Annotated in this window: 24 protein-coding genes and 1 tRNA gene; 17 read left to right on the forward strand and 8 right to left on the reverse strand. The window is 66.8% G+C overall.

Annotated features, from left to right (window positions below):
* Positions 1-88: 88 nt before the first annotated feature.
* The 3 genes from QQK63_RS01810 to QQK63_RS01820 all read left to right on the forward strand — a co-directional run bounded on the left by QQK63_RS01810 (position 89) and on the right by QQK63_RS01820 (position 3566).
* Positions 89-505 (forward strand): DUF4864 domain-containing protein, encoded by a 417-nt coding sequence (locus QQK63_RS01810; protein WP_336618802.1) that lies wholly within the window; start codon positions 89-91, stop codon positions 503-505.
* A gap of 202 nt (positions 506-707) precedes the next feature.
* A complete protein-coding gene (locus QQK63_RS01815; RefSeq protein ID WP_277826358.1) occupies positions 708-2999 on the forward strand; it encodes a right-handed parallel beta-helix repeat-containing protein in 2292 nt (763 codons plus the stop codon).
* An 84-nt stretch (positions 3000-3083) separates the two neighbouring features.
* The gene (locus QQK63_RS01820; RefSeq protein ID WP_277826360.1) at positions 3084-3566 is read left to right on the forward strand and encodes a DUF427 domain-containing protein; all 483 of its coding nucleotides are present in this window, start codon (positions 3084-3086) and stop codon (positions 3564-3566) included.
* Between the two features lie 3 nt (positions 3567-3569).
* On the opposite strand, the gene QQK63_RS01825 is transcribed toward QQK63_RS01820, so the two are convergent.
* A complete protein-coding gene (locus QQK63_RS01825; protein WP_277826362.1) occupies positions 3570-4058 on the reverse strand; it encodes a HugZ family pyridoxamine 5'-phosphate oxidase in 489 nt (162 codons plus the stop codon).
* Positions 4059-4078: 20 nt separating this feature from the next.
* Positions 4079-4807, reverse strand: coding sequence for a hypothetical protein (locus tag QQK63_RS01830; protein WP_277826364.1), 729 nt, complete (start codon positions 4805-4807; stop codon positions 4079-4081).
* 104 nt (positions 4808-4911) lie between these two features.
* Here QQK63_RS01830 and QQK63_RS01835 point away from each other — a divergent pair, with 104 nt between their 5' ends.
* The 7 genes from QQK63_RS01835 to QQK63_RS01865 all read left to right on the forward strand — a co-directional run bounded on the left by QQK63_RS01835 (position 4912) and on the right by QQK63_RS01865 (position 8481).
* Entirely contained in the window at positions 4912-5511 is a 600-nt protein-coding gene (locus QQK63_RS01835) for a carboxymuconolactone decarboxylase family protein (protein ID WP_277826366.1), read from the forward strand.
* Positions 5508-6344 carry a DUF6206 family protein gene (locus tag QQK63_RS01840; protein WP_277826389.1) on the forward strand — a complete coding sequence of 279 codons (837 nt, stop codon included), beginning with the start codon at positions 5508-5510 and terminating at the stop codon, positions 6342-6344. Before QQK63_RS01835 ends, QQK63_RS01840 begins: the two co-directional genes overlap by 4 nt.
* Entirely contained in the window at positions 6337-6834 is a 498-nt protein-coding gene (locus tag QQK63_RS01845) for a tRNA (cytidine(34)-2'-O)-methyltransferase (protein ID WP_277826422.1), read from the forward strand. Before QQK63_RS01840 ends, QQK63_RS01845 begins: the two co-directional genes overlap by 8 nt.
* 91 nt (positions 6835-6925) lie before the next feature.
* Positions 6926-7420: a hypothetical protein gene (locus QQK63_RS01850; protein ID WP_277826424.1), complete on the forward strand. Its 495-nt coding sequence runs from the start codon at positions 6926-6928 to the stop codon at positions 7418-7420.
* Positions 7421-7537: 117 nt separating this feature from the next.
* Complete coding sequence (locus QQK63_RS01855) at positions 7538-7861, forward strand: antibiotic biosynthesis monooxygenase family protein (protein ID WP_277826426.1); 324 nt, start codon at positions 7538-7540, stop codon at positions 7859-7861.
* Positions 7851-8156, forward strand: a complete 306-nt coding sequence (locus QQK63_RS01860; RefSeq protein ID WP_277826428.1) for a DUF5665 domain-containing protein — start codon at positions 7851-7853, stop codon at positions 8154-8156. The genes QQK63_RS01855 and QQK63_RS01860 overlap by 11 nt, the downstream gene beginning before the upstream one ends.
* A 79-nt stretch (positions 8157-8235) precedes the next feature.
* A complete protein-coding gene (locus QQK63_RS01865) occupies positions 8236-8481 on the forward strand; it encodes a TFIIB-type zinc ribbon-containing protein (protein WP_277826430.1) in 246 nt (81 codons plus the stop codon).
* Positions 8482-8600: 119 nt separating this feature from the next.
* On the opposite strand, the gene QQK63_RS01870 is transcribed toward QQK63_RS01865, so the two are convergent.
* On the reverse strand, positions 8601-10700 hold the full coding sequence (locus tag QQK63_RS01870) for a xanthine dehydrogenase family protein molybdopterin-binding subunit (RefSeq protein ID WP_277826432.1): 2100 nt from the start codon (positions 10698-10700) through the stop codon (positions 8601-8603).
* Positions 10701-10777: 77 nt separating this feature from the next.
* On the opposite strand from QQK63_RS01870, the gene QQK63_RS01875 reads away from it, so the two are divergent.
* On the forward strand, positions 10778-11545 hold the full coding sequence (locus QQK63_RS01875; protein WP_277826434.1) for an aspartate dehydrogenase: 768 nt from the start codon (positions 10778-10780) through the stop codon (positions 11543-11545).
* A gap of 4 nt (positions 11546-11549) precedes the next feature.
* On the opposite strand, the gene QQK63_RS01880 is transcribed toward QQK63_RS01875, so the two are convergent.
* From QQK63_RS01880 to QQK63_RS01890, 3 genes are read right to left on the reverse strand one after another with little or no spacing between them, the layout of a single operon-like run.
* Complete coding sequence (locus tag QQK63_RS01880) at positions 11550-11738, reverse strand: DUF2783 domain-containing protein (protein WP_277826436.1); 189 nt, start codon at positions 11736-11738, stop codon at positions 11550-11552.
* Entirely contained in the window at positions 11738-13345 is a 1608-nt protein-coding gene (locus QQK63_RS01885; protein ID WP_277826438.1) for an FAD-dependent oxidoreductase, read from the reverse strand. The genes QQK63_RS01880 and QQK63_RS01885 overlap by 1 nt, the downstream gene beginning before the upstream one ends.
* Positions 13346-13351: 6 nt before the next feature.
* A complete protein-coding gene (locus QQK63_RS01890; RefSeq protein WP_277826439.1) occupies positions 13352-14299 on the reverse strand; it encodes an MBL fold metallo-hydrolase in 948 nt (315 codons plus the stop codon).
* Positions 14300-14479: 180 nt separating this feature from the next.
* Here QQK63_RS01890 and QQK63_RS01895 point away from each other — a divergent pair, with 180 nt between their 5' ends.
* From QQK63_RS01895 to QQK63_RS01910, 4 genes are all read left to right on the forward strand, one after another.
* Positions 14480-15364, forward strand: a complete 885-nt coding sequence (locus QQK63_RS01895; RefSeq protein WP_277826441.1) for an NAD(P)-dependent oxidoreductase — start codon at positions 14480-14482, stop codon at positions 15362-15364.
* 5 nt (positions 15365-15369) lie between these two features.
* A complete protein-coding gene (gene mnmH / locus QQK63_RS01900) occupies positions 15370-16416 on the forward strand; it encodes a tRNA 2-selenouridine(34) synthase MnmH (RefSeq protein WP_277826443.1) in 1047 nt (348 codons plus the stop codon).
* Positions 16417-16558: 142 nt separating this feature from the next.
* Positions 16559-19462, forward strand: coding sequence for a valine--tRNA ligase (locus tag QQK63_RS01905; protein ID WP_277826445.1), 2904 nt, complete (start codon positions 16559-16561; stop codon positions 19460-19462).
* Positions 19463-19555: 93 nt separating this feature from the next.
* Positions 19556-19888 carry a DnaJ family domain-containing protein gene (locus tag QQK63_RS01910; protein ID WP_277826447.1) on the forward strand — a complete coding sequence of 111 codons (333 nt, stop codon included), beginning with the start codon at positions 19556-19558 and terminating at the stop codon, positions 19886-19888.
* Positions 19889-19928: 40 nt separating this feature from the next.
* On the opposite strand, the gene trpA is transcribed toward QQK63_RS01910, so the two are convergent.
* Both trpA and QQK63_RS01920 read right to left on the reverse strand, forming a co-directional pair.
* On the reverse strand, positions 19929-20720 hold the full coding sequence (trpA, locus tag QQK63_RS01915; protein WP_277826449.1) for a tryptophan synthase subunit alpha: 792 nt from the start codon (positions 20718-20720) through the stop codon (positions 19929-19931).
* Between the two features lie 54 nt (positions 20721-20774).
* Entirely contained in the window at positions 20775-22124 is a 1350-nt protein-coding gene (locus tag QQK63_RS01920) for an MATE family efflux transporter (RefSeq protein ID WP_277826451.1), read from the reverse strand.
* A gap of 212 nt (positions 22125-22336) precedes the next feature.
* Between QQK63_RS01920 and ychF the strand changes: the two genes are divergently transcribed.
* Positions 22337-23434: a redox-regulated ATPase YchF gene (gene ychF, locus QQK63_RS01925; protein ID WP_277826452.1), complete on the forward strand. Its 1098-nt coding sequence runs from the start codon at positions 22337-22339 to the stop codon at positions 23432-23434.
* Positions 23435-23496: 62 nt separating this feature from the next.
* Positions 23497-23586, forward strand: a tRNA-Ser gene (locus QQK63_RS01930).
* Positions 23587-23731: the final 145 nt, after the last annotated feature.

Below are 23731 nucleotides of genomic sequence, written 5' to 3' on the forward strand. Positions count from 1 at the left end.
GCCGTAGTGGGCGGGATCGCTCACCCTACGTGAAACCTTGGGCGGGCGGGCTACGTTTCTTCGGGACAACATCGACCCGGAGGCCCACATGCTGCGCAAATTCATTGCCGCCCTTGCCCTGAGCTTCGCCGCGCTGACCGCACATGCGCAGGAAGTTCTGGCCCCTGATCCCGGTATCGAAGCGGTGATCGCGGGGCAGTTCGACGCCTTCCGCGCGGGCGAGGTGAACGAGGCATGGACCTATGCCAGCCCCAACATCCAGAGCCTGTTCGGCAGCGTCGAAAATTTCGCCCGCATGGTCGAACAGGGCTACCCGATGGTCTGGCAGCCCGGCACGGTGGATTTCATCGATCTGCAGAGCTTTGGCGGATTGCTGGTGCAGCGGGTGCAGGTGATCGATGCGGAGGGGCGGGTGCATTACCTTGGCTACCAGATGGTCGAAACGGCAGAGGGCTGGCGCATCAACGGCGTGCAGCTATTGCCCGCGCCCGATGTGGCGGCCTGAACCGACCTGACCGCCGCTCGCGGTGTTAACCCCGCCTTAACCTCGGCGCGCTAGACCTGTGCGCGGGCCCCGATCCTTGCGGTCGGGGCTATTTCCGACATCGTTTCACAACCGAGCTGGCCGTCAGGGGCGCAGTCCGGTGTCCCCTGTCCGGCCCGACATGAGCGCGCCGGGGACCGCCGGCGCGGAAAGGGGACAGGACATGAACCAGGTGATCACGGACGGGCTTGTGCTGATGCCGCCGCCCTTTGCCAGCGGGCTGGGCGTCTGGTCGCGGCAGGACGGGCGGCCGGGCAGCGACACCTGGGCCAGTGCGGCCAATGCGGCGCTGGTGGCGGCCGATGCCGACTTCGGCAGCTGTCTGGAGATCGTGAAGACGGAGGCCACGACGCGCCTGCGCCATATGGGTCAGACACCGATCCGGCCGGGTCTCTACCTGCGGGTTTCGGCGCGGGTGAAGGTGCTGTCGGGCAATCTGCCCTCGGTCCGGATCGCGGCCTGGGCGGGAAATGCGGCGTCGCAGAACCTGTCGGGTGTGGTGCAGGCGGGGCCGACCACGGCGCTGACCGCCTATGGCGCGGTCATCACGGTGTCGGCCATCATCGGGACGGGCACGCGCACGGGCGTCGACATGCCCTGGGGACCCGCGGCCAGTTTCGCCCATGTGGGTCTGGACCTGACGGGCGCGAATGGCGGGCAGGTCAGGATCGACGACATCATGGTCGAGGATGTCACGGGCGTTTTCCTGCGCAAGATGATGGATTGGGTCGATGTGCGCGATTACGGCGCGCAGGGCGACGGGGTGAGCGATGACCGCGCGGCCTTTGTCGCGGCGGATGCGGCGGCGGCGGGGCGCGAGATCCTGGTGCCTGCGGGCAATTACCTGATCGGGTCGAGCCTGACCCTGAACAGCCCGGCGCGGTTCGAGGGGCGTCTGGTGATGCCCGATGGCGCGCGGCTGTCGCTGAACCGGAATTTCGACCTCAAGGGCTATGCGGAGGCGATGGGCGACGATGTGTTGGGCCTGAAGAAGGGCATCCAGCAATTGTTCAACCAATCCGACCACGAGGGGTTCGACTTGTGCGGGCGGCGGGTGCTGCTGGAGGCGCCGCTCGACATTCAGGCGATCGTGGGCAACCGCAATACCTATGCCAATCGGCGCGTGTTGCGGAACGGGCAGTTGGCCGCGCTGAACGGTCCGGCCTGGGCCGACGAGGTGGTGACGCGAACCGGAAGCTGGAGCGCGTCGGACCCGCGCCGGATCACCGGCTTGTCGAATGTCGCGGCGATCCCGGTGGGCGCGCTGGTCACGGCGGGCCAAGGCGTGGGGCGCGAGATCTATGTCACCGCGACCGATGTGGCGGGGGGACGGATCACGTTGTCGGCCCCGTTCTACGGCGCGCCGGTCACCCAGAGCTACACGTTCCGCCGGTTCAAGTACCTGTTGGATTTCTCGGGCTGGTTGAACCTGCAACGCTTCGTCGTCTCGGATATCGAGTTTTTGTGCGCGGGCGTGTGTTCGGCGCTGAACCTGCCGCGCGACGGGTTGGTGTTCCAGGTCCAGGATTGTTTCTTTACCGGGCCGAAGGATCGCGGGATCACTTCGACCGGCGAGGGCTGTCAGGGGATGCAGATCGACCGGTGCCAGTTCCTGTCGAACGAGCAGGACACCAATGCGCCGCTGCGCACCACGATCGGCTTCAACACCAATTCCTCGGACATCAAGGTGCGCGACAACCGCGTGAACAAGTTCCGGCATTTCGGTGTCGTGGGGGGCACCGGAAACATCTTTTCGGGCAACCATTTCTTTCAGGGCGACGGGGTGACGGATGGGCCGCGCACGGCGGGGCTGATCCTGACGGACAACAACACCAAGACGACCTTCGAAGGGAATTACGTCGACAATTGCTATGTCGAATGGACGAACGAGCGCGATCCGACGCCGGCTTTTACCGGCGGGTTCAGCTTTCACGGGCTGACGCTCGACGGGAACATCTTTTTCTCGACCGAAAGCGCGCCGTGGATGAATTTCATCACGATCAAGCCCTATGGGCCGGGGCATTTCATCAACGGGCTGACGGTGACCGACAACCTGTTCAAGAAGACGGGCGGCGCGCAATTGTCGGCGGTGGAAGGGGTGGACAGTTCCTTTGCCGGGCTGGATCTGACGCGGACGGCGGATCTTGTGTTCAAGGGCAACACCTATACAGGGATCGTGAAGCGCACCGAGAACCCGGTGACGCTCCGCCACGCGGAGGGGAGTGCCAGCAGCGTGTGGAACGTGGATTTCACGCCCTTCACCCCCTTTGGTGCGCCTGTGCGGGCGGCGACATCGTTCCTGGCGGAGGGGCCGCTCCGCAGTGCGTCGAATGTGATCGTCTACCTTACGCCCTATGCCGAACCGGCGCAGGGCGCGGGGGGGCGCACCCTGCGCCTGCGCTGGCAGCAAGATGTGCGCGGCACGGCGCAGGTGACGGCGCGCTGCGATCTGTGAGCGCTGCGCCTTGGCGCAGGATTGGCCCGGCCCCATGCGGGGTCGGGCTTTTCTTCGGCGCATCCTCGGGCTAGCTGGCAAGGCATGACCGTATTGCCCGTCGAAAACGTTCAGGACTATCCCCGCCCGCCCCGCTTGGAGCGCGTGACGCAACCCTTGCGCGTGGTCTTTGCCGGGGTTCCGGTGGCCGAGGCGGAGCCGGGGACCGCGTGGCGGGTGCTCGAAACCCATCATGCGCCGACCTATTACCTGCCGACCGAGGCGGTTCTGGGCGCGGCATTGGTGCCCGTAGCGCGCGAGACATTTTGCGAATGGAAGGGGCGGGCGGTCTATTTCGACCTGGTCCTGAACGGGCGGCGGTCGCGCCATGCGGCATGGTCCTATCCCGCGCCGACCCACAGGTTCGAGGCGATCCGGGATCATCTGGCGTTCTATGCCACCTCGGTCGATGCGGCCTATGTGGGGGATATCAAGGTCGTGCCGCAGCCGGGTGATTTCTACGGCGGCTGGGTCACGCCCAACCTGACGGGCAAGATCAAGGGCGCGATGGGCACGCTGCACTGGTAGGGGTCAGGGCAACAGATCCTGAGGCGTGAGGCGGTAGGCCTTGCCGAAGCCGCCGTTGAGATGGGCGGCGAGGGGGGCAAAGCGGTAGAGCCCGAAATCCCCGAAATCGTAGTAGAGCGTCGCTTTGGGATAGAGCGACAGGTAATGCGCCTTGAGCGCCGCCTTGTCGGCTGGTTCGGCATGGGCCTGAAGCGTCAGGCGCGGATGGGTCAGGGGATCGCCCTTTGGACCCGGTTCCCCGATCAGGAGCGAACAGCGCGGATCGGCGGCGAGGGCCGCAGTGTGGGCCGACAGCGTCGAGACGAGGGTGAGCGGCACGCCATCCGGGCCGGGCACAAGGGCTATGCGCGTTGCCATGGGCGCGCCGGTGTCGGGGTCGAGAACGGCAAGGGCGGCAAAGCGCGCCCCGGCGATCAGGTCGCGGGCGAGCGTCCGTGCCTCGGCATCGGTGGGGCGGATCGGGTCGGCGGGGCGGTCGGTCGGGTCGGTCATGGTGCAGATCTAGGGCGATCTCAGAAACTGTGCCAGAGGCCGAGGCCGATCCCCCATGTCTCGGTCTGGCCAAGGCCGAGGCGCGCGCCGATCTGTGCCGTGGTGCGGTTGGTCAGCGCATAGGCCAGACCGGGCAGAAGGGCGTAGCTGGTGTCGGCATCCGGCCATTCCTCGGCCTTGGCCTGCAACAAGACGCGCAGGCTTTCGGAGAGCGACAGGCCGATGGTCCCCTCGACCGCCCAGATAACATCGGCGCTGGCGGTGTCGTAGAGCCCCGTCGCGTCAAACGTGACCCAGCCGCCATGATGGGTGCGGCCCGGCCAAAAGGGTAGCTCGCCCCCGGCAAAGCCGCGCCCGACCGACAGGCCCAGCCGGGCGAGCTGCCGGTCGGGTCGACCCGGTTCGATGCGCTGGCCCGCGCCGGTATCGAGCGCGAATTGCCATGTCGCGTCCGGCGGGGTGAGCGTGTAGCGCAGGAAGATCACGCCATCTTCCGCCGTTTCGCTATGGCCGATCTGCCCGCCGAGCGTCAGGCGGTGGCCCAGCCCGTATTCGCCGTAAATCCCCGCGTGGCTGTCAAAGAGGATGTCCCCGGTGATCAGGCCCGTGGTCGGGCTGTCGGAGGTGATGGAAAAAGCCAAAAACCCCTCGCCCGCGGGGCGCGCCCATGGCCCGGCGAGGCCCCGACCCGCCATCGGCAGGGCCGAGAGCGGCAGGCAGGCGAGGATCGTGGCGAGGCGGCAACGCATGGTGGCATTCTGCCAAAGGCGTGGTTAACAAACCGCTAACCGCCTTGCGCCCGGCCCATGGCGCGGGCAGCTTGCAGGCTTGCCACGACCGAGGGGGGATCGTCATGGCCCTTGTGCCGCCGCTCACAGAAGAGGCGATGGACGCCGATCTGTGCGCCCACGTCCAGTTCTTCAAAGGACCTTTGGGGGTGATCCCGAATTCGGTGCGCACCATGGCGCATCGCGCGCCGATCGCGCGGGCCTTTACCGATCTGAACGTCGCGGTGATGACGGATTACGGGTCGGGCGTGACACCGGAATTCAAGCGGCTGATCGGCTATGTCTCGAGCTTCGCCTCGGGATGCCTGTATTGTCAGGCGCATATGATCCTTGCCTCGGAACGGTTCAACGCGAGCGAGGCGCGGTTGACCGACGTCTTCGATTTCGAGGCGAGCGCGGCGTTCAGCGATGCGGAAAAGGCGGCACTGGCCTTTGCGCAGGCCGCGACGCAGGTGCCCAATGCGGTGACGCCCGAGGTGGGCGCGCGGCTGAGGGCGCATTGGGACGAGGGGCAGATCGTCGAGATCATGGGGGTGGTGGCGCTGTTTGGCTACTTGAACCGTTGGAACGATTCGATGGGATCGGCGCTGGAGGATCTTCCGCTGTCCAAGGGTGAGGCGCGGCTGGCGGAGGCCACGGGCTGGACCGTGGGCAAACACCGATGAGCGAATTGGCAGGTTCCGTGCGCGAGGCGCTCCGGTCGCGGGGCGAGCCGATTTCCCGGCTGGGATATTTCTGCGCGCCCTTCCGGCCGGCCGAAGGGCCGCTGAAGGACAAGGTGATCAAGACCTATCGCGGCGGGCGTGACCCCGAATTGCTGGAACAGCTGGCGCGGCGGCACACGGCCTATGTCGAGGTGCTGACATGGGCCGGCGTGCGCCTGCCGGAGACGCGGTTCCTGATCCTGAACGAGGCGGGATATCTGCAACCGGTGATCGTGCAGGACGCGCTGGACGAGGCCCTGTTGATGCGCCCGCAGGTGGAGGCCGCCGATCTGCAAGGCGCGCTGGCGCTCTTGGAAGGGGCGGCCGCCAGCATCGCGGATTTCTGGGTGCGGGTGGCGCAGCGGCCCGAGCGCATCGGCTATCATCCGTCGATCCGGAATTTCGCCTATGACGCGCAGGGTCCGATCTTTTTCGACACGTTTCCGCCTCTGATCGGGTACAGCCGCGAGGATATGGGGCGGCTCTTGTTGCGGTTCTCCGAGGCTGGTCTGGTGCGCAGCATGGGCGCGATCATGCCCGAGCGCATCCGCGGCATTCAGGACGAATGGTATTCGCCCGCAGGCACCATCGTGGGTCTGATCGGCAGCGCGGTGCGGCTGCGCCCCGCGGATGGTCCGGCGATCTTGGCCTGGGCGCGGGACTTTGCCGACAGCCGGCTTGATCTTGGGATGGGGGCCGAGGTTCTGGCGGAACTGGACCGTCCGCCGCGTCTGCCCGCCTTCTGGACGGGGATGCGCCGCGTGCTGGGGCTTGAGGGCAAGCCGAATGTCTGAGGCCACCCGGCCTGACATGAAGGTCGTGCTGGTGACGCCCGAAATCCCCGGCAACACCGGTACGATCGGGCGCACCTGCGTGGCGCTGGATCTGGAGCTGATCCTGATCCGGCCCTACGGGTTCGACATTTCCGACAAATCGGTGCGGCGGGCGGGGCTGGATTACTGGAAGCATGTCCGGCTGTCGGAATACGACGATTGGGCCGCCTTCCTTGCCGCGCGGCAGCCGCGCCGCGACCAGCTGTTCCTGTTCGAGGATGACGGGGCGGGGGGCACGGTCTACGACCCCGACTATCCCGGCGATGCCTATCTCGTGTTCGGGCGCGAGACCAAGGGGTTGCAGCCCGAGATCCTGAACGGGCTGGAGGACCGGACCTTTCGCCTGCCGATGCGGAGCCCGCACATCAGGTCGCTAAACCTTGCCAATGCGGCGACGGCGGTGGTCTATCAGGCGATGCGGACGCATCTGGGGCCGCCCGGCCGGAAATGACCTTGGTTCGGGTGCGCGCCCGCCATGTTTCCGCCATGTCCGCCGGGTGAAGTTCCTGCCTGACAGAAGCTTTCGCAGCGGAGACAGGCATATGGATTTCAAGACATTCGTCACGGACACCTCCGGCGCGGTGGCGGTGGATTGGGTCGTCCTGACCGGCGGGCTGGTCGGGCTTGGGATTGCCGCGACCCTCGTGGTGTCGGGCGGCATGGAGGATCTGTCGGGCGACATCAGCGTCCACCTCGCCTCGATCGAAGTTGGGCAAAGCGATCGCGATGCGGGCGGGGACGAAAGCGCCTGGGGCACACTGGCGCAGCTGAACCCGTGGTCGGATCCCGTGCAGATGATGCAAGGCTATCTCGACCGCGCGAATGGCGACGTGCAGGCCGCCTATGACAGTCTTTTCGCAGATGCACAGCGCGAGGCGCTGGATCCGAACATGAATTCGGGCAACGAGATCGACGCGCTTGGCGCGTTCGAGGCCCATGCGCAAGCCAACAACCTGCGCTATGATGCGGGCGACAATCCCGACTACGCGACCCTGCACAACACCTATACGACGACACAGACGCAATCGTTCTTCTGATCCCGCGCTTGCGGGGAACGACGGGCAAAGGTTGAAACGCCGGGCATAGGGCTGCATCCTTCGGGGGAAACCTACGGCCTTGGCTTCGCGGCCTCGGTCCAAACGCAAGAGGCCGCCATGTTCACCGACAGCCGGACCGACGATGTCCAGACCGTCATCACCACCTTCGAGACATCGCCGGGCACCTGCGCCGACCTGATGGACGAATTGCAGGCGGCCTATGCCGAGTTCATTTCGCACCAGCCGGGATTTGTCTCGGCGGCGCTGCATGTGAACGACGCGCAGACGCGGATCGCCAATTATTCGCAATGGCAGAGGCGCGAGGATTTCCAGGCGATGCTGCGCTCGGACGAGATGCGGGCGCGCAACCGGCGGATCGGGGCGCTGTGCCGGTCATTCGAGCCGGTCCTTTATGACGTGGCGGCGACCTATGGTGGATGAACCGGGGCGCGATCCGGCCGGGCCCGAGGCGCTGGCCGAAGAGGTGCGCGCGCTGCGGCGCGAGCTGACCTTTCTGCGCAGTCACAAGATGTTCCAGATTTACCAATCGGTGCCGCGCGTCCTGATGCTGCGCTTTGCCAGCGGCATGGCGGTCGGGCTGGGCACGGTGATCGGCGCGACCGTGCTGTTGTCCTTGATCATCTGGGCCTTGAGCCAGATCGAATTCATCCCGATCATCGGGGATTGGGCCGTGCGCATCGCGACCGAGATCCAGACCTTGACGGGCGGGGAATAGGTTTTGCCTATCACGGCTTGTGCCGGTCGGGGCCGTGCCTATCTGCATCGGAAGGACCCAAGCAAAGGAGCGTCCAGACATGCAATGCCCCGTTGACGGCACCACCCTTGTCATGGCCGACCGGCAAGGTGTCGAGATCGACTACTGCCCGCAATGCCGCGGTGTCTGGCTGGATCGCGGCGAGTTGGACAAGATCATCGAACGATCCGCCCCGGCGGCACAGCCGATGCGCCCTGCGCCCGAGCCAAGCTACCGCGACGACGACCGCGGCTACGAGAAGAAGAAGCGCCGGGGATCCTTCCTCGACGACATCTTCGATTTCTGACGCGGGCGTTGGAGCATGTCGCGCAAAAGTGGGAACCGGTTTTCCGCGCCCCGGACATGCGACATCAGAAGGTAAGAGCGCGACGCGTGAGTGCGAATGAACGCGACGCGCTCTAGGGATCAGCCGTTCAGCGCCTCCCAGATCCGTCCGGGCGAAAAGGGCATCTGCGGCGGCGCTTTGCCCGTGGGGCGGAAGGCATCCGTGATCGCGTTGATGAGCGCCGCGGGTGCGCCGGTCGTCGCGGCCTCCCCCACGCCTTTGGCACCCAGCGGGTTCATCGGGCTCGGCGTTTCCGTCTGCGACAGGCCGAGCGGCGGCAGGTCATCGGCGCGCGGCATGGCGTAATCCATGAAGCTGCCGGTCAGAAGCTGCCCCTCGTCATCGAGCGCGATGGCCTCCAGCATGGTTTCGCCGACGGCTTGGGCAAAGCCGCCGCGGATCTGACCCTCGACCTGAACGGGGTTCACGATCAGGCCGGTGTCGTCATGGGCATGGGCAGACAGCAGGCGGGCGACGCCGGTGTCCGCGTCGATCTGCACAAGCGCGGCATAGGCCCCGAAGGCCCAAGCCTGCCCCGCGACCTCGTAGCGGCTTTCGGCGGTCAGGGGCAGGGGTTGGCCCGCCTCGCGCAGCTTCAGCACCTTTTCGCAAGCCTCGAGGAGCGCGCTGCCGCCGATGGCGGTGGCCCGGCTGCCCACGGCGCCGACGCCCACCGGCGCGGTGCCGGTATCGCCCGCGTCGAGCGTGATCGCCTCCATCGGGATGCCCAGAGCGTCACTTGCGATCTGGGAAAAGGCGGTCAGCCGCCCGTGGCCCTGTTGCGTCGCGCCGGTGACGATATGGGCCGTGCCGTCTGCGTTCAGCGTCACGCTGGCATATTCGAAGCCCGCCGCCGAAGGGTCCACGTAGAAGGCCGTGCCAAGCCCCGCGATCCCGCCTGCCGCGCGGATCGCATCGCGCCGGGCGCGCAGGCCCGCCAGATCGGCGGCGGCCTCGAACGCATCGAGGGCGGCGGCGTAATCGCCGCTGTCGAGCTTGTTGCCGGTCGCCGTGTCATGCGGCATGGCAGAGGCGGGCAAAAGGTTCGCACGGCGCAGCGCGATCGGGTCGCGGCCCGTGACGGCTGCGGCCTCGTCGATCAGGCGTTCGATGATCACATTCGCCTCGGGCCGGCCCGCGCCCCGATAGATGCCGACGGGCGGCGTCGGATGGGCGGTGACGGCTGTTTCGATGTCGAGCGCCGGGATCACATAGCCCGAGGGCAGGATGCGCGCCGCGTTGAAGGCAGGCATCAGCGCCGTGCCCGACAGCCACCCACCGACGGGCGCGTCGATCCGCGCTTCGAGCGCGAGGAAGCGGCCTTCGGCATCCAGCGCCAGCCGCCCGCGCGAGGTCAGGCCGCGCCCATGGCCCGCGGACAGGAATTCCTCGGACCGGGTCGCGATCCAGCGCACATCGCGTTTCAGATGCATCGCGGCCCAAACCGCCAGAACTTCCTCGGGGTAGGAAAAGCCCTTCATCCCGAAACCGCCGCCGACATCGGGGGCTTTGACGCGCACCCGGTCCGGGTCGAGTTGCAGGATGCGGGCAAGGTCGTTTTTCGTGCGATGCGGCGTCTGGGTCGATTGCCAGATCGTGACGCCCTCGGTCGCCGCGTCGTATTGGACGGCGATGCCGCGCGGCTCCATAGGCGAGGGCGCGACGCGGGGATGACGGGTTTCGACCTCGACCACATGGGCGGCCTCGGCAAAGGCGCGGGCGGCGTTGCCGGTGCGCCATGCGCGGCTGGCGATGCGGCGCGGTTCGGGCAGGGGGCTGTCGTCGATGTCGAGCACGATCAGGTCGACGGCATCGGCGGCATGTGCCGGGCTGTCGGCGAAAACGGCCACGACGGGTTCGCCCACGGCGGTGACATTTTCCCGGGCCAGAAGCGGAAAGGGCAGCACCTCGGCGATGTCCAGCACGGGCTGGACATCGGGCGGCAGGGTGGGCGGCAGGTCGGCCCCGGTCAGCACGGCGACGACGCCGGGGGCGGCCAATGCCTCGGAAATGTCGATGCCGGTGATCTTGCCCGCCGCGACCGGGCTGCGCAGGAACGCGATGTGGAGCGGATCGGTCAGCGCGATATCGGCGGTGTAGCGGCCCCGCCCCATCAAAAGCGCCGGATCCTCGCGCCGGGTCACGGGCGCGCCGATCATCTTGTGTTCGGGTTTCGTCATCGCATCTGTCCCTGTGGCCATCCCAACCACGGCTGATAGTGTGGCTTTGGACGGGAATGGCAAGGGATGGGACGGCGATGAAACTGGCGGTGATCGGGGCGGGCAGCATCGGGGGATGGGTCATCGCGGCGCTGGCGCGCGACGGGCTTGGCCCGGCAGCGGTGATCGTGCGCGGCAGCGCGCCCTCGGGCCTGCATGCTGTGCGGTCCGTGGCGGAACTGCCACCCGGGGTGACGCATCTGGTCGATTGCGCGGGCCATGCGGGGCTGGCCGCGCATGGGCCTGCGGCCTTGGCGGCGGGGATAGACGTGATAACGCTGTCGCTGGGTGCGCTGGCCGATGAGGGGCTTGCCCGTGATCTGGCCGAGGCGGCAGAGGCAGGAGGCGCGCGGCTGCATCTGGCGAGCGGGGCGATCGGCGCGCTTGATGCCCTGCGCGCCGGCGCTGCTGGTGGCTTGCGTAGCGTCCGCTACACGGGTCGCAAGCCGCCCAAGGGCTGGGCCGGATCGCCCGCGGAGGATGTGCTGGACCTGTCGGCCCTGACCACGCCCGCCGCCCATTTCGAGGGCAGCGCGCGGCAGGCGGCCTTGCGCTATCCCAAGAATGCCAATGTCGCGGCGGCGGTGGCGCTGGCGGGGCTGGGGTTCGATCAGACGCAGGCGCGACTGTTGGCCGATCCCACGGCGGCGGGCAATGTCCACGAGGTGGAAGCCGAGGGGAATTTCGGATCGTTCCGGTTCGAGATCACGGGCGCCTCCCTGCCGGACAATCCACGCAGTTCGGCCTTGGCCGCCATGAGCGTTCTGGCCGAGGTGCGGCGGCTTCGGGCGCGGGTGACGACCTGACGACCTAGCGTTTCGCGGCTTCGATCGCCTGCCGTATCACGCCCGGATCGCCGAGATGGTTCATCAGGATCAGGATCAGGCGGGCGTTCAACGCCTCGCTCTCTTCACGGGTCAGGCCGTCATGGGCGGCGATCAGCGCCTCGTAAAGATCGTCGGGATTGGAAAGGATGGGGTCGAGGTTCAGGTTTGCCATCACGCTGCCTTTCCCATGGCGCGGTCGAACGCGCGGGCCAGTTTGTCCGCGTCGCAGGCAGCCCAGCGGGCGGCGACATGCTGGTCGGGCCGAATGAGGTAGAGCGCGCGCTGCGCCTGCCCCAGATAGCGGTCGCGCAAATCGGGATTGGCGGCGTCGAGCGTCAGAACCGCCACCCCATCCGGCACGCTGGGCACTGTCGCCCCCAGCGCCAGAAGGGTGAAGCCCCGCCCCAGATGATCGAGCAGGTAGCCATCGCCGAGCCGCGCATCGGGGCAGGGCGCACCGGGCCGGGTCCGCGCCGGACTGCCGGGCAGGGCGTCGCGCGTGACGAGCGGCGAGGCGTCATAGACCGAGGGCAGCGACAGGCGCCCCGAATTCACCATGGGCCGGGCAAAGGGTGCATGGCGTGCCAGATGCAGCACCGCATCGCGGAACAGGTGCGATTGCGGCGATTTGGGCGTGATGAAATCGGTCGCACGGGTGGAGTTGCGGATATTCTCGTCGGCGGCATGGATGCGTTCGGCATCGTAGCTGTCGATGAGGCTTTCGGGCGCTGCGCCTGCCAGAACGGCGGCGAGTTTCCAGCCCAGGTTGTCGGCATCCTGCACACCCGAATTGGCCCCCCGCGCGCCAAAGGGGCTGACCTGATGGGCGGCATCGCCTGCAAAGATCACACGGCCATGGCGGAACCGTTCCATCCGGCGGCACTGGAACGTGTAGATGGAGGTCCAGTCGAGCTCGTAGTCCACGTCCGGCCCCAGCATCAGGTCGATGCGTTTGCGGATCCGGGTGGGGTCAAGCTCGGCCTTGCGGTCGATGTTCCAGCCAAGCTGGAAGTCGATCCGCCAGATGTCGTCGGGTTGTTTGTGGAGCAGCGCGGAGGCGCCCGACTTGAACCATGGCTCGAACCAGAACCAGCGTTCGGTCGGGAAATCGGCTTTCATCTTCACGTCGGCGATCAGGAAATTGTCCTCGAACACCCGCCCCTCGAACCCCAGCCCCATCATCTCGCGGATGGGCGAGCGCGCGCCATCGCAGGCGATCAACCAGTCGGTTCGCAGGTCATAGGGTCCATCGGGCGTGTCCAGACGAAGCGTCACGCCATCGCCCGCCGCGTCCATCCTGCTCAGCCGGTTGCGGCCCCGGATCTCGATCGGCGCACCTTGCGCCTTGGCGCGGGCGATCCCATCCACAAGGAAGCGTTCGAACCATGGCTGTTGCAGGTTGATGAAGGCTGGGTGGCGGTGGCCGTCCTCGGGCAGCAGGTCAAAGGCATAGACCTCGTCCCGGTCATGGAACACGCGGCCCCGGTTCCAGACCACGCCCTTGGCCAGCATGTCGGCCCCGCAGCCCAGCCGGTGGGCGATGTCCAGCGAGCGTTTGGCGAAACAGATCGCGCGAGAGCCTTGGCCGACCCCCTCATGATCGTCGAGCACCAGCACCGGTGCCCCCCGCAACCCAAGGTCAAGCGCCAGCGCAAGGCCGACCGGCCCGGCCCCAAGGATCACCACGGGATGATGGACAGGCCGCGCCGCATCCTGATCGGCGGACCGCGCATAGGGATAAAGCCGAAAGGACAGCGGATAGCGGTCTTGCCAGGTCATCGCATCTCAGCCCTGCAGCGCCGCCCACATCTCGGCATCCCGTTCGGCGGTCCAGATGCGCGGATGGTCGAGGCCCCGCGCCTCGTCATAGGCGCGGGCGATGTTGAAGGGCAGGCAATGTTCGTAGATCGCGAAATCCCCGAATTTCGGATCGCAGACGGCGCGCGCCGCCGCCATCGCCTCCTTGAGCGAGCCGCCCTTTGCCGCGACGCGCGCGACGGGATCGTAGGTGGAATTCACGAAATCCCGCGTGCTGTCGATGGCGCGGCCCACCATGTCGCCGATCAGCGCATCGCCCCGCCCCGGCGCGATGGCGCGTGGCCGGAACCCCGCGATCACGTCCAGCGTGTCGCCCCAATCGGCGAAATGCCCGTCGCCGCAATAACAGGCCGAGTGGTATTCGACGATATCGCCGGTGAACATGACCTCGGCATCCGGCACCCAGATCGCCGCGTCGCCCGCCGTATGCGCGCGACCCGGCGTGAAGATGTCGACCCGGCGATTGCCGAGGTACACGGTCATGCTGTCCGAAAAGGTCGTGGTGGGCCATGTCAGGCCCGGAATGTCCTCGTGCCCCTGGAACAGGCGCGGGAAGCGGGCGAATTCGCTGTCCCAATCCTCTTGGCCGCGCTCGACCACCATGGATCGCGCGACATCGGACATGATCACCTGACCCGCGCCATAGGCCGAGGCGCCCAGCACGCGGACGGCGTGGTAATGGGTCAGGACAAGGTGCGAAATCGGCTTGTCCGTCACGCTCCTGATGCACTCGATCACCTTGCGGGCAAGGCGCGGCGTGGCCTGCGCCTCGATCACCATGACGCTGTCATCCCCGATGATGACGCCCGAATTGGGGTCGCCTTGGGCGGTGAAGGCATAAAGCCCCTCGCCGATCTCGGTGAAGCTGATGGTCTTCTCGGACAGGTCACCCGCCGATGCGAAGGCCTTGGCCATGGTCTCTTCCCCCTCTGTGCCGGGCAAGATTAGTGCAAATGCAACGATCCGTCGAGGGGCCGGTCCTGCGGAAACGGCAGGTCCTGTCCTCTGGACGCGCTAGGTCCTGTCCTCTGGACATGCAGGGATTGGGTGCTAGGGTCCGCGCGGTTCGGGACAGACCGATGAAAGGGACGGGCGATGGCGAAACTGGCGTTTTTGGGTCTTGGCGTGATGGGCTATCCGATGGCGGCGCATCTTTTGCGCGCGGGCCATGCCGTGACCGTCTACAACCGTACGACGGCCAAGGCCGAGGCTTGGGTGGCCGAACATGGCGGTGCCTTTGCTGCGACCCCGCGCGAGGCCGCCGAAGGATGCGATTTCGTCCTGTCCTGCGTCGGCAACGACGATGACCTCCGCTCGGTCTATGCCGGGCCCGATGGCGCGTTGGCGGGGATGAAATCGGGCGCGATCGTGGTCGATCACACCACCGTCTCGGCCACCGTGACGCGCGAACTGGCCGGCGCCGCCGCCGAGGCCGGCATCGGCTGGGTCGATGCGCCCGTTTCGGGCGGGCAGGCAGGGGCTGAAAACGGCCAGCTCGCCATCATGTGCGGCGGTGATGCCGCCCATTATGCTGCCGCCGAACCCGTCGTGGCCGCCTATTCCAAGGCGACGGTCCATTTCGGCGCGATCGGTGCGGGCCAACTGACCAAGATGGTCAACCAGATCTGCATCGCGGGCCTCGTGCAGGCCATGTCCGAGGGGCTTTATTTCGCGATGAAGGCCGGCCTCGACCCCAAGGCGGTCGCCGATCTGGTTGCCCAAGGCGCAGGCGGATCCTGGCAGCTCAAGAACCGCGCGGGCACCATGGTGGACAACCAGTTCAACCACGGTTTCGCCGTCGACTGGATGCGCAAGGATCTGGGCATCGCGCTGGGGCAGGCCAAGGAAATCGGCGCCTCCCTGCCGGTGACCGCCATCGTCGACCAGTTCTACGCCGATGTGCAGCAACTGGGCGGCGGGCGCTGGGATACGTCCAGCCTGATCCAGCGCTTCCGCGCCATGAACGGCGAGCTGGACTGACCCGATTGGCCTTCCGCTTCACCGATCTGTCGGCGCTGCGGGCGGCTGGGTTCGACGCGCTGATCGACGTGCGCAGCCCCTCGGAATTCGCCGAGGATCATCTGCCGGGCGCGGTCTCGATGCCTGTCCTGTCCGATGCCGAACGGGCCGAGGTCGGCACGATCTACGTGCAAGACAGCCCCTTTCGCGCGCGAAAGATCGGCGCGGCGCTGGTGGCGCGCAACGCCGCCCACCACATCGAGACGCGGCTGATGGGCCATGACGGCGGCTGGCGGCCGCTTGTCTATTGCTGGCGTGGCGGTCAGCGGTCGGGATCCTTCACCTCGATCCTGCAACAGATCGGCTGGCGCGCCGAAGTGCTGGAGGGCGGCTACCGCACATGGCGGCGCCATGTCGTGGGCCAACTCTACGACGCGGTCCTGCCGTTTCGGGTGATCCGGCTCGACGGCTATACCGGCACGGCCAAGACCGAGATCCTCAAACGTGTCGCCAGCCTTGGCGGGCAGGTGGTCGACCTCGAAGGGTTGGCGCGGCATCGCGGCTCCATCCTCGGCGATGTGGAGGGGGATCAACCCGCGCAAAAGGCTTTCGAATCCGCGCTGGTCGGGGCGCTCTCGCGGCTCGACCCCGCCCGTCCCCTGCTGGTCGAGGCGGAATCGGCCCGGATCGGCACCCTGCGCCTGCCGCCCGCCCTTTGGGTCGCCATGCGCGACGCCCCCCGGATCGTGATCGAGGCGCCGGTCGCGGCCCGCGCGCGCTACCTCGCCGCCGTCTATGCCGATCTCGCCGCCGATACCGAGGGGCTGACCCGGCGGCTGAACGGGCTGCGCAGTGTTGCGGGCCATGCCACGGTCGAAGATTGGCTCGCGCTGCTCACGGCGGGCGAGACAGAGGCGCTGTCGCGCGCCCTGATCGAGGCGCACTACGACCGCGCCTATGGCCGGCTTCGCCGCGACGACGCAAGCCCCGTGATCGCGCAGATCGACGGGGGGGATCTGGACGAGGCCGCGCTCGACCGCGCCGCCCGCGCCGTCGCGGCCCATCTGGCCTGACCGCCCCGTCTTTGCTTTCCAAATACTCATCAAGGCGGCAGCGCCCCCCTTGCAACGCCGCCACGCACGCGCCCCTCGCCCCCTTTTCCTCGCGCCCGCCATCCGCTACCTGACGCCCTGACCGACGAGAGGGACGCCGCCCATGGACAAGAGTTTCAACGCCGCCGAAGCCGAACCGCGCATCGCCGCCGAATGGGAGGCGCGCGGGTGCTTCAAGGCCGGGGCCAATGCACGCCCCGGGGCCGAGCCCTTTTCCATCATGATCCCGCCGCCCAATGTCACGGGTGTGCTGCATGTGGGCCATGCCTTCAACAACACGCTGCAAGACGTGCTGACGCGCTGGCACCGGATGCGCGGCTTCGACACGCTTTGGCAGCCGGGCACCGACCATGCGGGCATCGCCACCCAGATGGTCGTCGAACGCGAACTGGCCAAGGAGGGCAAATCCCGCCGCGACATGACCCGCGAGGAATTCCTGTCCCATGTCTGGGCGTGGAAGGCGAAATCGGGCGGCACGATCCGCCAGCAGCTCAAGCGGCTGGGGGCGTCCTGCGATTGGTCGCGCGAGGCTTTCACCATGTCCGGCGCCCCCGGCGCGCCTGCGGGCGAAGAGGGGAATTTCCACGATGCCGTCATCAAGGTCTTCGTGGACATGTACGAAAAAGGCTACATCTACCGCGGCAAGCGGCTGGTGAACTGGGACCCGCATTTCGAGACCGCGATCAGCGATCTCGAGGTCGAGAACATCGATACCCCCGGCCATATGTGGCATTTCAAGTATCCGCTCGCCGGTGGACAAACCTATGAATATGTCGAGAAAGATGAAGACGGGAACGTGATCCTGCGCGAGACGCGGGATTACATCTCCATCGCCACGACGCGCCCCGAGACGATGCTGGGCGATGGCGCGGTGGCCGTCCATCCCGATGACGAGCGTTACAAGCCTATCGTGGGGATGCTGTGCGAAATCCCCGTCGGGCCCAAGGAACACCGCCGCCTGATCCCGATCATCACCGATGAATACCCCGATCCCACCTTCGGCTCCGGCGCGGTCAAGATCACGGGCGCGCATGATTTCAACGACTACGGCGTGGCCAAGCGCGGCGGTATCCCCTGCTACCGTCTGATGGACACCCGCGCGCAGCTGCGCGCCGACGGCACCCCCTACGCCGAGGCAGCCGCCATCGCGCAGGCCGTGGCCAATGGCGAAAAGACCCTGACCGAGGCAGAGGCCGATGCCCTGAACCTCGTGCCCGACCATCTGCGCGGGCTCGACCGCTACGAGGCGCGGGCGCGTGTGATCGCCGAGATCACCGCCGAGGGTCTGGCCGTGATGACGCGGGCCGATGACCCGCGTCTGGGCAAGGACGCGCTCAAGCCCGACGCCGAAGGTGCCGATGCGCTTGTCCCCCTTGTCGAGGCCAAGACCATCACCCAGCCCCATGGCGACCGGTCCAAGGTCGTCATCGAACCGATGCTGACCGACCAGTGGTTCGTGGACACCGCCAAGATCGTGGGCCCCGCGCTCGATGCCGTCCGTGACGGCCGCACCCAGATCATGCCCGAACAGCACCGCAAGGTGTATTTCCATTGGCTCGAGAATATCGAGCCCTGGACCATCTCGCGCCAGCTGTGGTGGGGCCACCAGATCCCGGTGTGGTACGACGAGGACGGCGGCATGTATTGCGCGTCGACCGAGGCCGAGGCGATCGCCAAATCCGGCGGCAAGGCGCTGACGCGCGACCCCGATGTCCTCGACACCTGGTTCTCCTCGGGTCTCTGGCCCATCGGCACGCTCGGCTGGCCGGAACAGACGCCAGAACTGAAACGCTATTTCCCGACCTCCACCCTCGTCTCGGGCTTCGACATCATCTTTTTCTGGGTCGCCCGGATGATGATGATGCAGCTGGCCGTCGTGGGCGACGTGCCCTTCCGCGATGTCTATGTCCACGCCCTCGTCCGCGACGAGAAGGGGCGCAAGATGTCGAAGAGCATCGGCAATGTCCTCGACCCGCTCGAACTGATCGAGGAATTCGGGGCTGATGCCCTGCGCTTCACCCTGACCTCCATGGCCGCCATGGGGCGCGACCTGAAACTGTCGAAGGACCGCATCGCGGGCTACCGCAATTTCGGCACCAAACTCTGGAACGCCGCCCGTTTCGCGGAAATGAACGACTGCAAGCCGGTACCGGGTTTCGACCCGGCGGGCGTCACCCAGACGGTCAACAAGTGGATCGTCGGCGAAACCGCCCGTGCGCGCATGGCCCATGACGAGGCGCTGTCAGGCTACCGCTTCAACGATGCCGCGAACGGGCTTTATGCCTTTGTCTGGGGCCGGGTCTGCGACTGGTATCTCGAATTCGCCAAGCCCCTCTTCGCCTCGGGCGACGAAGCGGTGATCGCGGAAACGCGCGCGACCATGGCATGGGTCATCGACCAGTGCCTGATCCTCTTGCACCCTACGATGCCCTTCATCACCGAGGAACTTTGGGGCGCCATCGCGGACCGGCCCAAGATGCTGGTTCATGCCGATTGGCCGGACTATGGCGCCGAACTGATCGACACGGATGCCGATCGCGAAATGGGCTGGGTCATCGGCCTGATCGAGGAAATCCGGTCTGTCCGCGCGCAGATGCATGTGCCCGCAGGCCTCAAGGTGCAGCTGTTGCAGGTGGAGCTTGACGAGAAAGGGCAGGCGGCGTTCGAGCGCAACGCGGCGATGATCGAACGGCTGGCCCGCCTGTCGGAGGTGACGCAGGTTGCCGCCATGCCCAAAGGGGCCGTGACGGTCGCGGCCGAAGGCGCGGTCTTTGGCCTGCCCATCGCCGACCTGATCGACGTGGCCGAGGAAAAGGCCCGTCTGGCCAAGGTGATGGACAAGCTCGGCAAGGAAATCGGGGGTCTCAAGGGGCGCTTGGGCAATCCCAAATTCGTCGAAAGCGCACCCGAGGAGATCGTGGAGGAAGCCCGCGAGAACCTTGCCGCCCGCGAGGAAGAAGCCGCCAAGATCAAGGACGCGCTGGACCGTCTGGCCGCCATCGGCTGATCTGGCGAAACTGCAGGTTTCCGCGCCGGACATCTTGGAATGTCCGCGCGGTAAATCTCGTGTCGGCCCGCGGGGCGTGCTATCGTTGCGCCCATGCCCCTCTGGTTGGATCGCCTCGCCGAACGCCGCATGCTCAAGGCCCGAGCCGAGGGCAAGCTGTCGGGTCTGGCCGGCGAGGGAAAACCCTTGCCCGAGCATCCCGAGGCCGCGCTTGTCGACCCGGGCGAGGCCATCGGTTTTCGCATCATGGCCGAACACGGCGCGCTGCCCGAGGAAATCCAGCTCAAGAAACAGCTGGCCGAGGCAAAGGCCGCCTATGCCGCGACGACCGACCCTTCGGACCGCCGCGCGGCCATGGTGCGGATCGCAGAGTTGGACATGAAACTGTCCATCGCGACCGAAGCCCGCAAAAGATTCATGCGCTGAGCGCTTTGCGCCCTTAGGCGACCTGCCGCGCTATGCGCCCCTAGGCGCGATGCGCGCCTGCCGCCAGCCCCGCCACGAAATCCGCGATCTCGGCCACGGGCTTTCCTGCCGCGATCTGCGCCACGATGGCCGATCCCACAACGCAGCCATCCGCGATGCCCGCGATGGATTGCGCAGCTGCGGGCGTCTTGATCCCGAAGCCCACGATGACGGGCAGGTCGGTGGCGGCCTTGATCCGCGCCACCTCGGGGGCGACCTGTGCCGCATCCGCCTCGGCGGCACCCGTGATCCCGGTGATCGAGACGTAATAGACAAAGCCGCTGGTGTTTTGCAGCACCTTGGGCAGACGCTTGCCATCCGTCGTGGGCGTCGCCAGCCGGATGAAGTTCAACCCCGCCTTCTGCGCCGGGATGCACAACTCGTCATCTTCTTCGGGCGGCAGGTCGACGATGATCAGGCCGTCGATCCCCGCCTCCTTGGCTTGCGCCAGAAAGGTATCGACGCCGCGCGAATAGATCGGGTTGTAATAGCCCATCATCACGATCGGCGTCTTGTCATCGCCCTTGCGCAATTCGCGCGCGATCTGGAGCGTCTTGTCAAGCGTCTGGCCGCCTTCCAGCGCGCGCTGACCGGCCAGCTGGATCGTTTCGCCATCGGCCATCGGATCGGTGAAGGGCATCCCCAACTCGATGATGTCCACACCCGCGCCCGGCAGCGCCTTCACGATCTCGACCGAGGTGTCGTAATCCGGGTCGCCCGCCATGACATAGGCCACGAAGGCCTTTTTCCCCTCGGCCTTCAGCCGCGCGAAGGTGTCGTCGATCCGTGTCATATCCGCCCCTCAGGTCACTGGTCCGCGCGGGTTTGGGCCATGGGCGCGCGGAAATCAATGGGGCAGGGTAGGTTTCGGCACCCGCGTCAGATGGCGGTAGCGCAACGGCAGCGCCACAGCGGCAACCGCCAGACCCAGCGCAAAGCCGATCCAGACACCGACCGCACCCAGGTCCAGCACGAACCCCATCACGTAGCCCGCCGGCAGGGCCACCGGCCAATAGGCGATCAGCGACACCATCGTGGGCCAACGCGCATCCATCATCCCCCTGAGCGCGCCGAGCGTGGTGGATTGCACCCCATCGGCCACCTGCATGACCGCCACCGCCAGAAACAGCGTGACCGCGATGGCGATGACCGCCGGATCGTCCGACAGGGCCCCCGCGATGGCCTCCCCCGCGATCAGCAGCACGGCCATCACGCCCAGCATCCATGTTGTCACGATCAAAAGCGCCGCCTTGAGCAGGGGCCTAAGCCGCGCGCGTTCTCCCGCGCCCACCGCCATCCCCACCCGGAGGGAGGCCGCCCCAGCCATACCCAGCGGAAAGACATAGGCGACGCCCGCCACCGCATGGACGATCTGGTTCGCGGCCAGCGCCTCGGCCCCCAGCCAGCCGATCATCACCCCGATCAGCGCGTAGGATCCGCCTTCGCCCGCATAGCCCAGCGTCAGGGGCCAGCCATCACGCCATTGCGCGCGCATCCGTGGCCCGATCCCGCGCGCCCTTTGCCGGAACGGGGCGAGCACGGCCCAGTGCCGCCAAACCAAAAGCCCAACCCCAAGGCTTGCCACTTGCGACATGAGGCTTGCCGCCCCCGCGCCGGGCAATCCCAGACCCAGCTGGTAGATCAACAGCCAGTTGAGCGGCACGTTCAGCGCCACGCCCAGATAGCTCAACACCACCCCCGCCCATGGCCGACCGATGGTGTCGAACAGCGCCTTGAGCACGAAGAAAACGGTAAAGGGCACCAATCCCAGCGCCACGAGGGCCCAGTAGACCGGCAGGGCCGCGACCACGGCCTGCGGCTGCCCGATCCAGCCGAGGAAGGGCAACAGCCCCAGCATCAGCACGGCGCCCGCCGCCCCCGTCAGCGCGCCCAGAACCAATCCCGCCCGCACCTCGCCCGAGACGGCGCGCGCATCGCCACCACCATGGGCCTGCGCCATCCGCACGCCCGCGACCGTCACGACCCCCCACAGCGCCGCGATGAACAAGATCCCGACCGCCGAGGCGATCCCCACGGCCGCCAGCGGCACTGTGCCCAAGGGCGCCACCATGACCGTGTCCACCACGCCCATCAGCGTCACCGCCGACAGGCCGACCATCATCGGCACTGACAGCGCCACAAGCGGTCCGATTTCGGCGCGCAGCGCGCCGGGCACAGGCGGGGGCAGGGCAGACATGGACAATACCACCGGCATCGCAGACGGGCCCCCGGCGATGCGTCTAGTCTTGAACGAAACCCCAGCCACGCGGGGACGGCGCTGCCGCAAGCCCGAGGTGGCCCGCCCCAATCCTCAAGTCAAGCCCGGCACGACCTGACGCAACCTTGACGCCGGGGCCCCGCCCCCCCTACATGCCCGCGAATTTCCGCAAACCGGCGAAGGATGCGCAGATGGGCTTCAAGATGGGCATCGTGGGCCTGCCGAATGTCGGCAAGTCGACGCTTTTCAACGCGCTGACGAAAACCGCCGCGGCGCAGGCGGCGAATTTTCCCTTCTGCACGATCGAACCGAATGTAGGCGACGTGGCCGTGCCCGACCCAAGGTTGGACCGGCTTGCCGCCATTGCGGCCTCCAAACAGGTGATCCCGGCGCGCATGACCTTCGTCGACATCGCGGGGCTGGTGAAGGGCGCCTCCAAGGGCGAGGGCCTTGGCAACCAGTTTCTCGCCAATATCCGCGAAACCGACGCCATCGCCCATGTGCTGCGCTGTTTCGAGGATGGCGATGTCACCCATGTCGAGGGCCGCGTCGACCCCATCGCCGATGCCGAAACGATCGAGACCGAGCTGATGCTGGCCGATCTGGAATCGATCGAGAAGCGCATCCAGAACCTCACCCGCAAGATCCGTGGCGGCGACAAGGAAGCCGTGGCCCAGGAACGCCTGCTCAAGGCCGCGCAGGCCATGCTGGAGGACGGCAAGCCCGCCCGCCTCGTGCCCGTCGCCGAAGAGGATCAGAAGGCGTGGAAGATGCTCCAGCTTCTGACCTCCAAACCCATCCTCTACGTCTGCAACGTCGAGGAATCCTCGGCCGCCTCCGGCAATGCGCAATCCGCCCGCGTGGCCGAAATGGCAGCCGCCCAAGGTGCCGCCCATGTCGTCATCTCCGCCCGCATCGAGGAGGAGATCGCCCAACTGGACGCCGACGAGGCCGCGATGTTCCTCGAGGAAATGGGGCTGGAGGAGGCGGGCCTCGACCGCCTGATCCGCGCGGGCTACGCGCTTTTGGGCCTTCAGACCTATTTCACCGTCGGCCCCAAGGAGGCCCGCGCCTGGACCATCCGAAAGGGCACGCTGGCCCCCCAGGCCGCAGGTGTCATCCATGGCGATTTCGAACGCGGCTTCATCCGGTCCGAGACCATCGCCTATGACGATTACGTCGCGCTGAAGGGCGAGACGGGCGCCAAGGAGGCGGGCAAGATGCGCGTCGAAGGCAAAACCTACGAGGTCAAGGACGGCGACGTCCTGCATTTCCTGTTCAACGCCTGAGCGGCGGTTTGCCCCTGAATTAAGGCTTGTCCCCGGCAGGGGCTGCGATTAGACGGGTCGGCGGAGACGTGGCCGAGTGGTCGAAGGCGCTCCCCTGCTAAGGGAGTAGGCGGGAAACCGTCTCGTGGGTTCGAATCCCATCGTCTCCGCCATCATCTGGCACAATTTCTTGAACATCCGACCGCCCCACCGGCCCCGCACTCGCATGGGGGCTGCGGTCGGTCTGCTGCGTCAAGATCGCATGCTCCCCATGTCGCGCGCATCTCGCCCTGCTCTCAAAGGACGCAGCCGGATGTC

The sequence above is a fragment of the Roseicyclus marinus genome, from assembly GCF_030163795.1.
In the GTDB taxonomy this organism is placed as follows: Bacteria; Pseudomonadota; Alphaproteobacteria; order Rhodobacterales; family Rhodobacteraceae; genus Roseicyclus; species Roseicyclus marinus.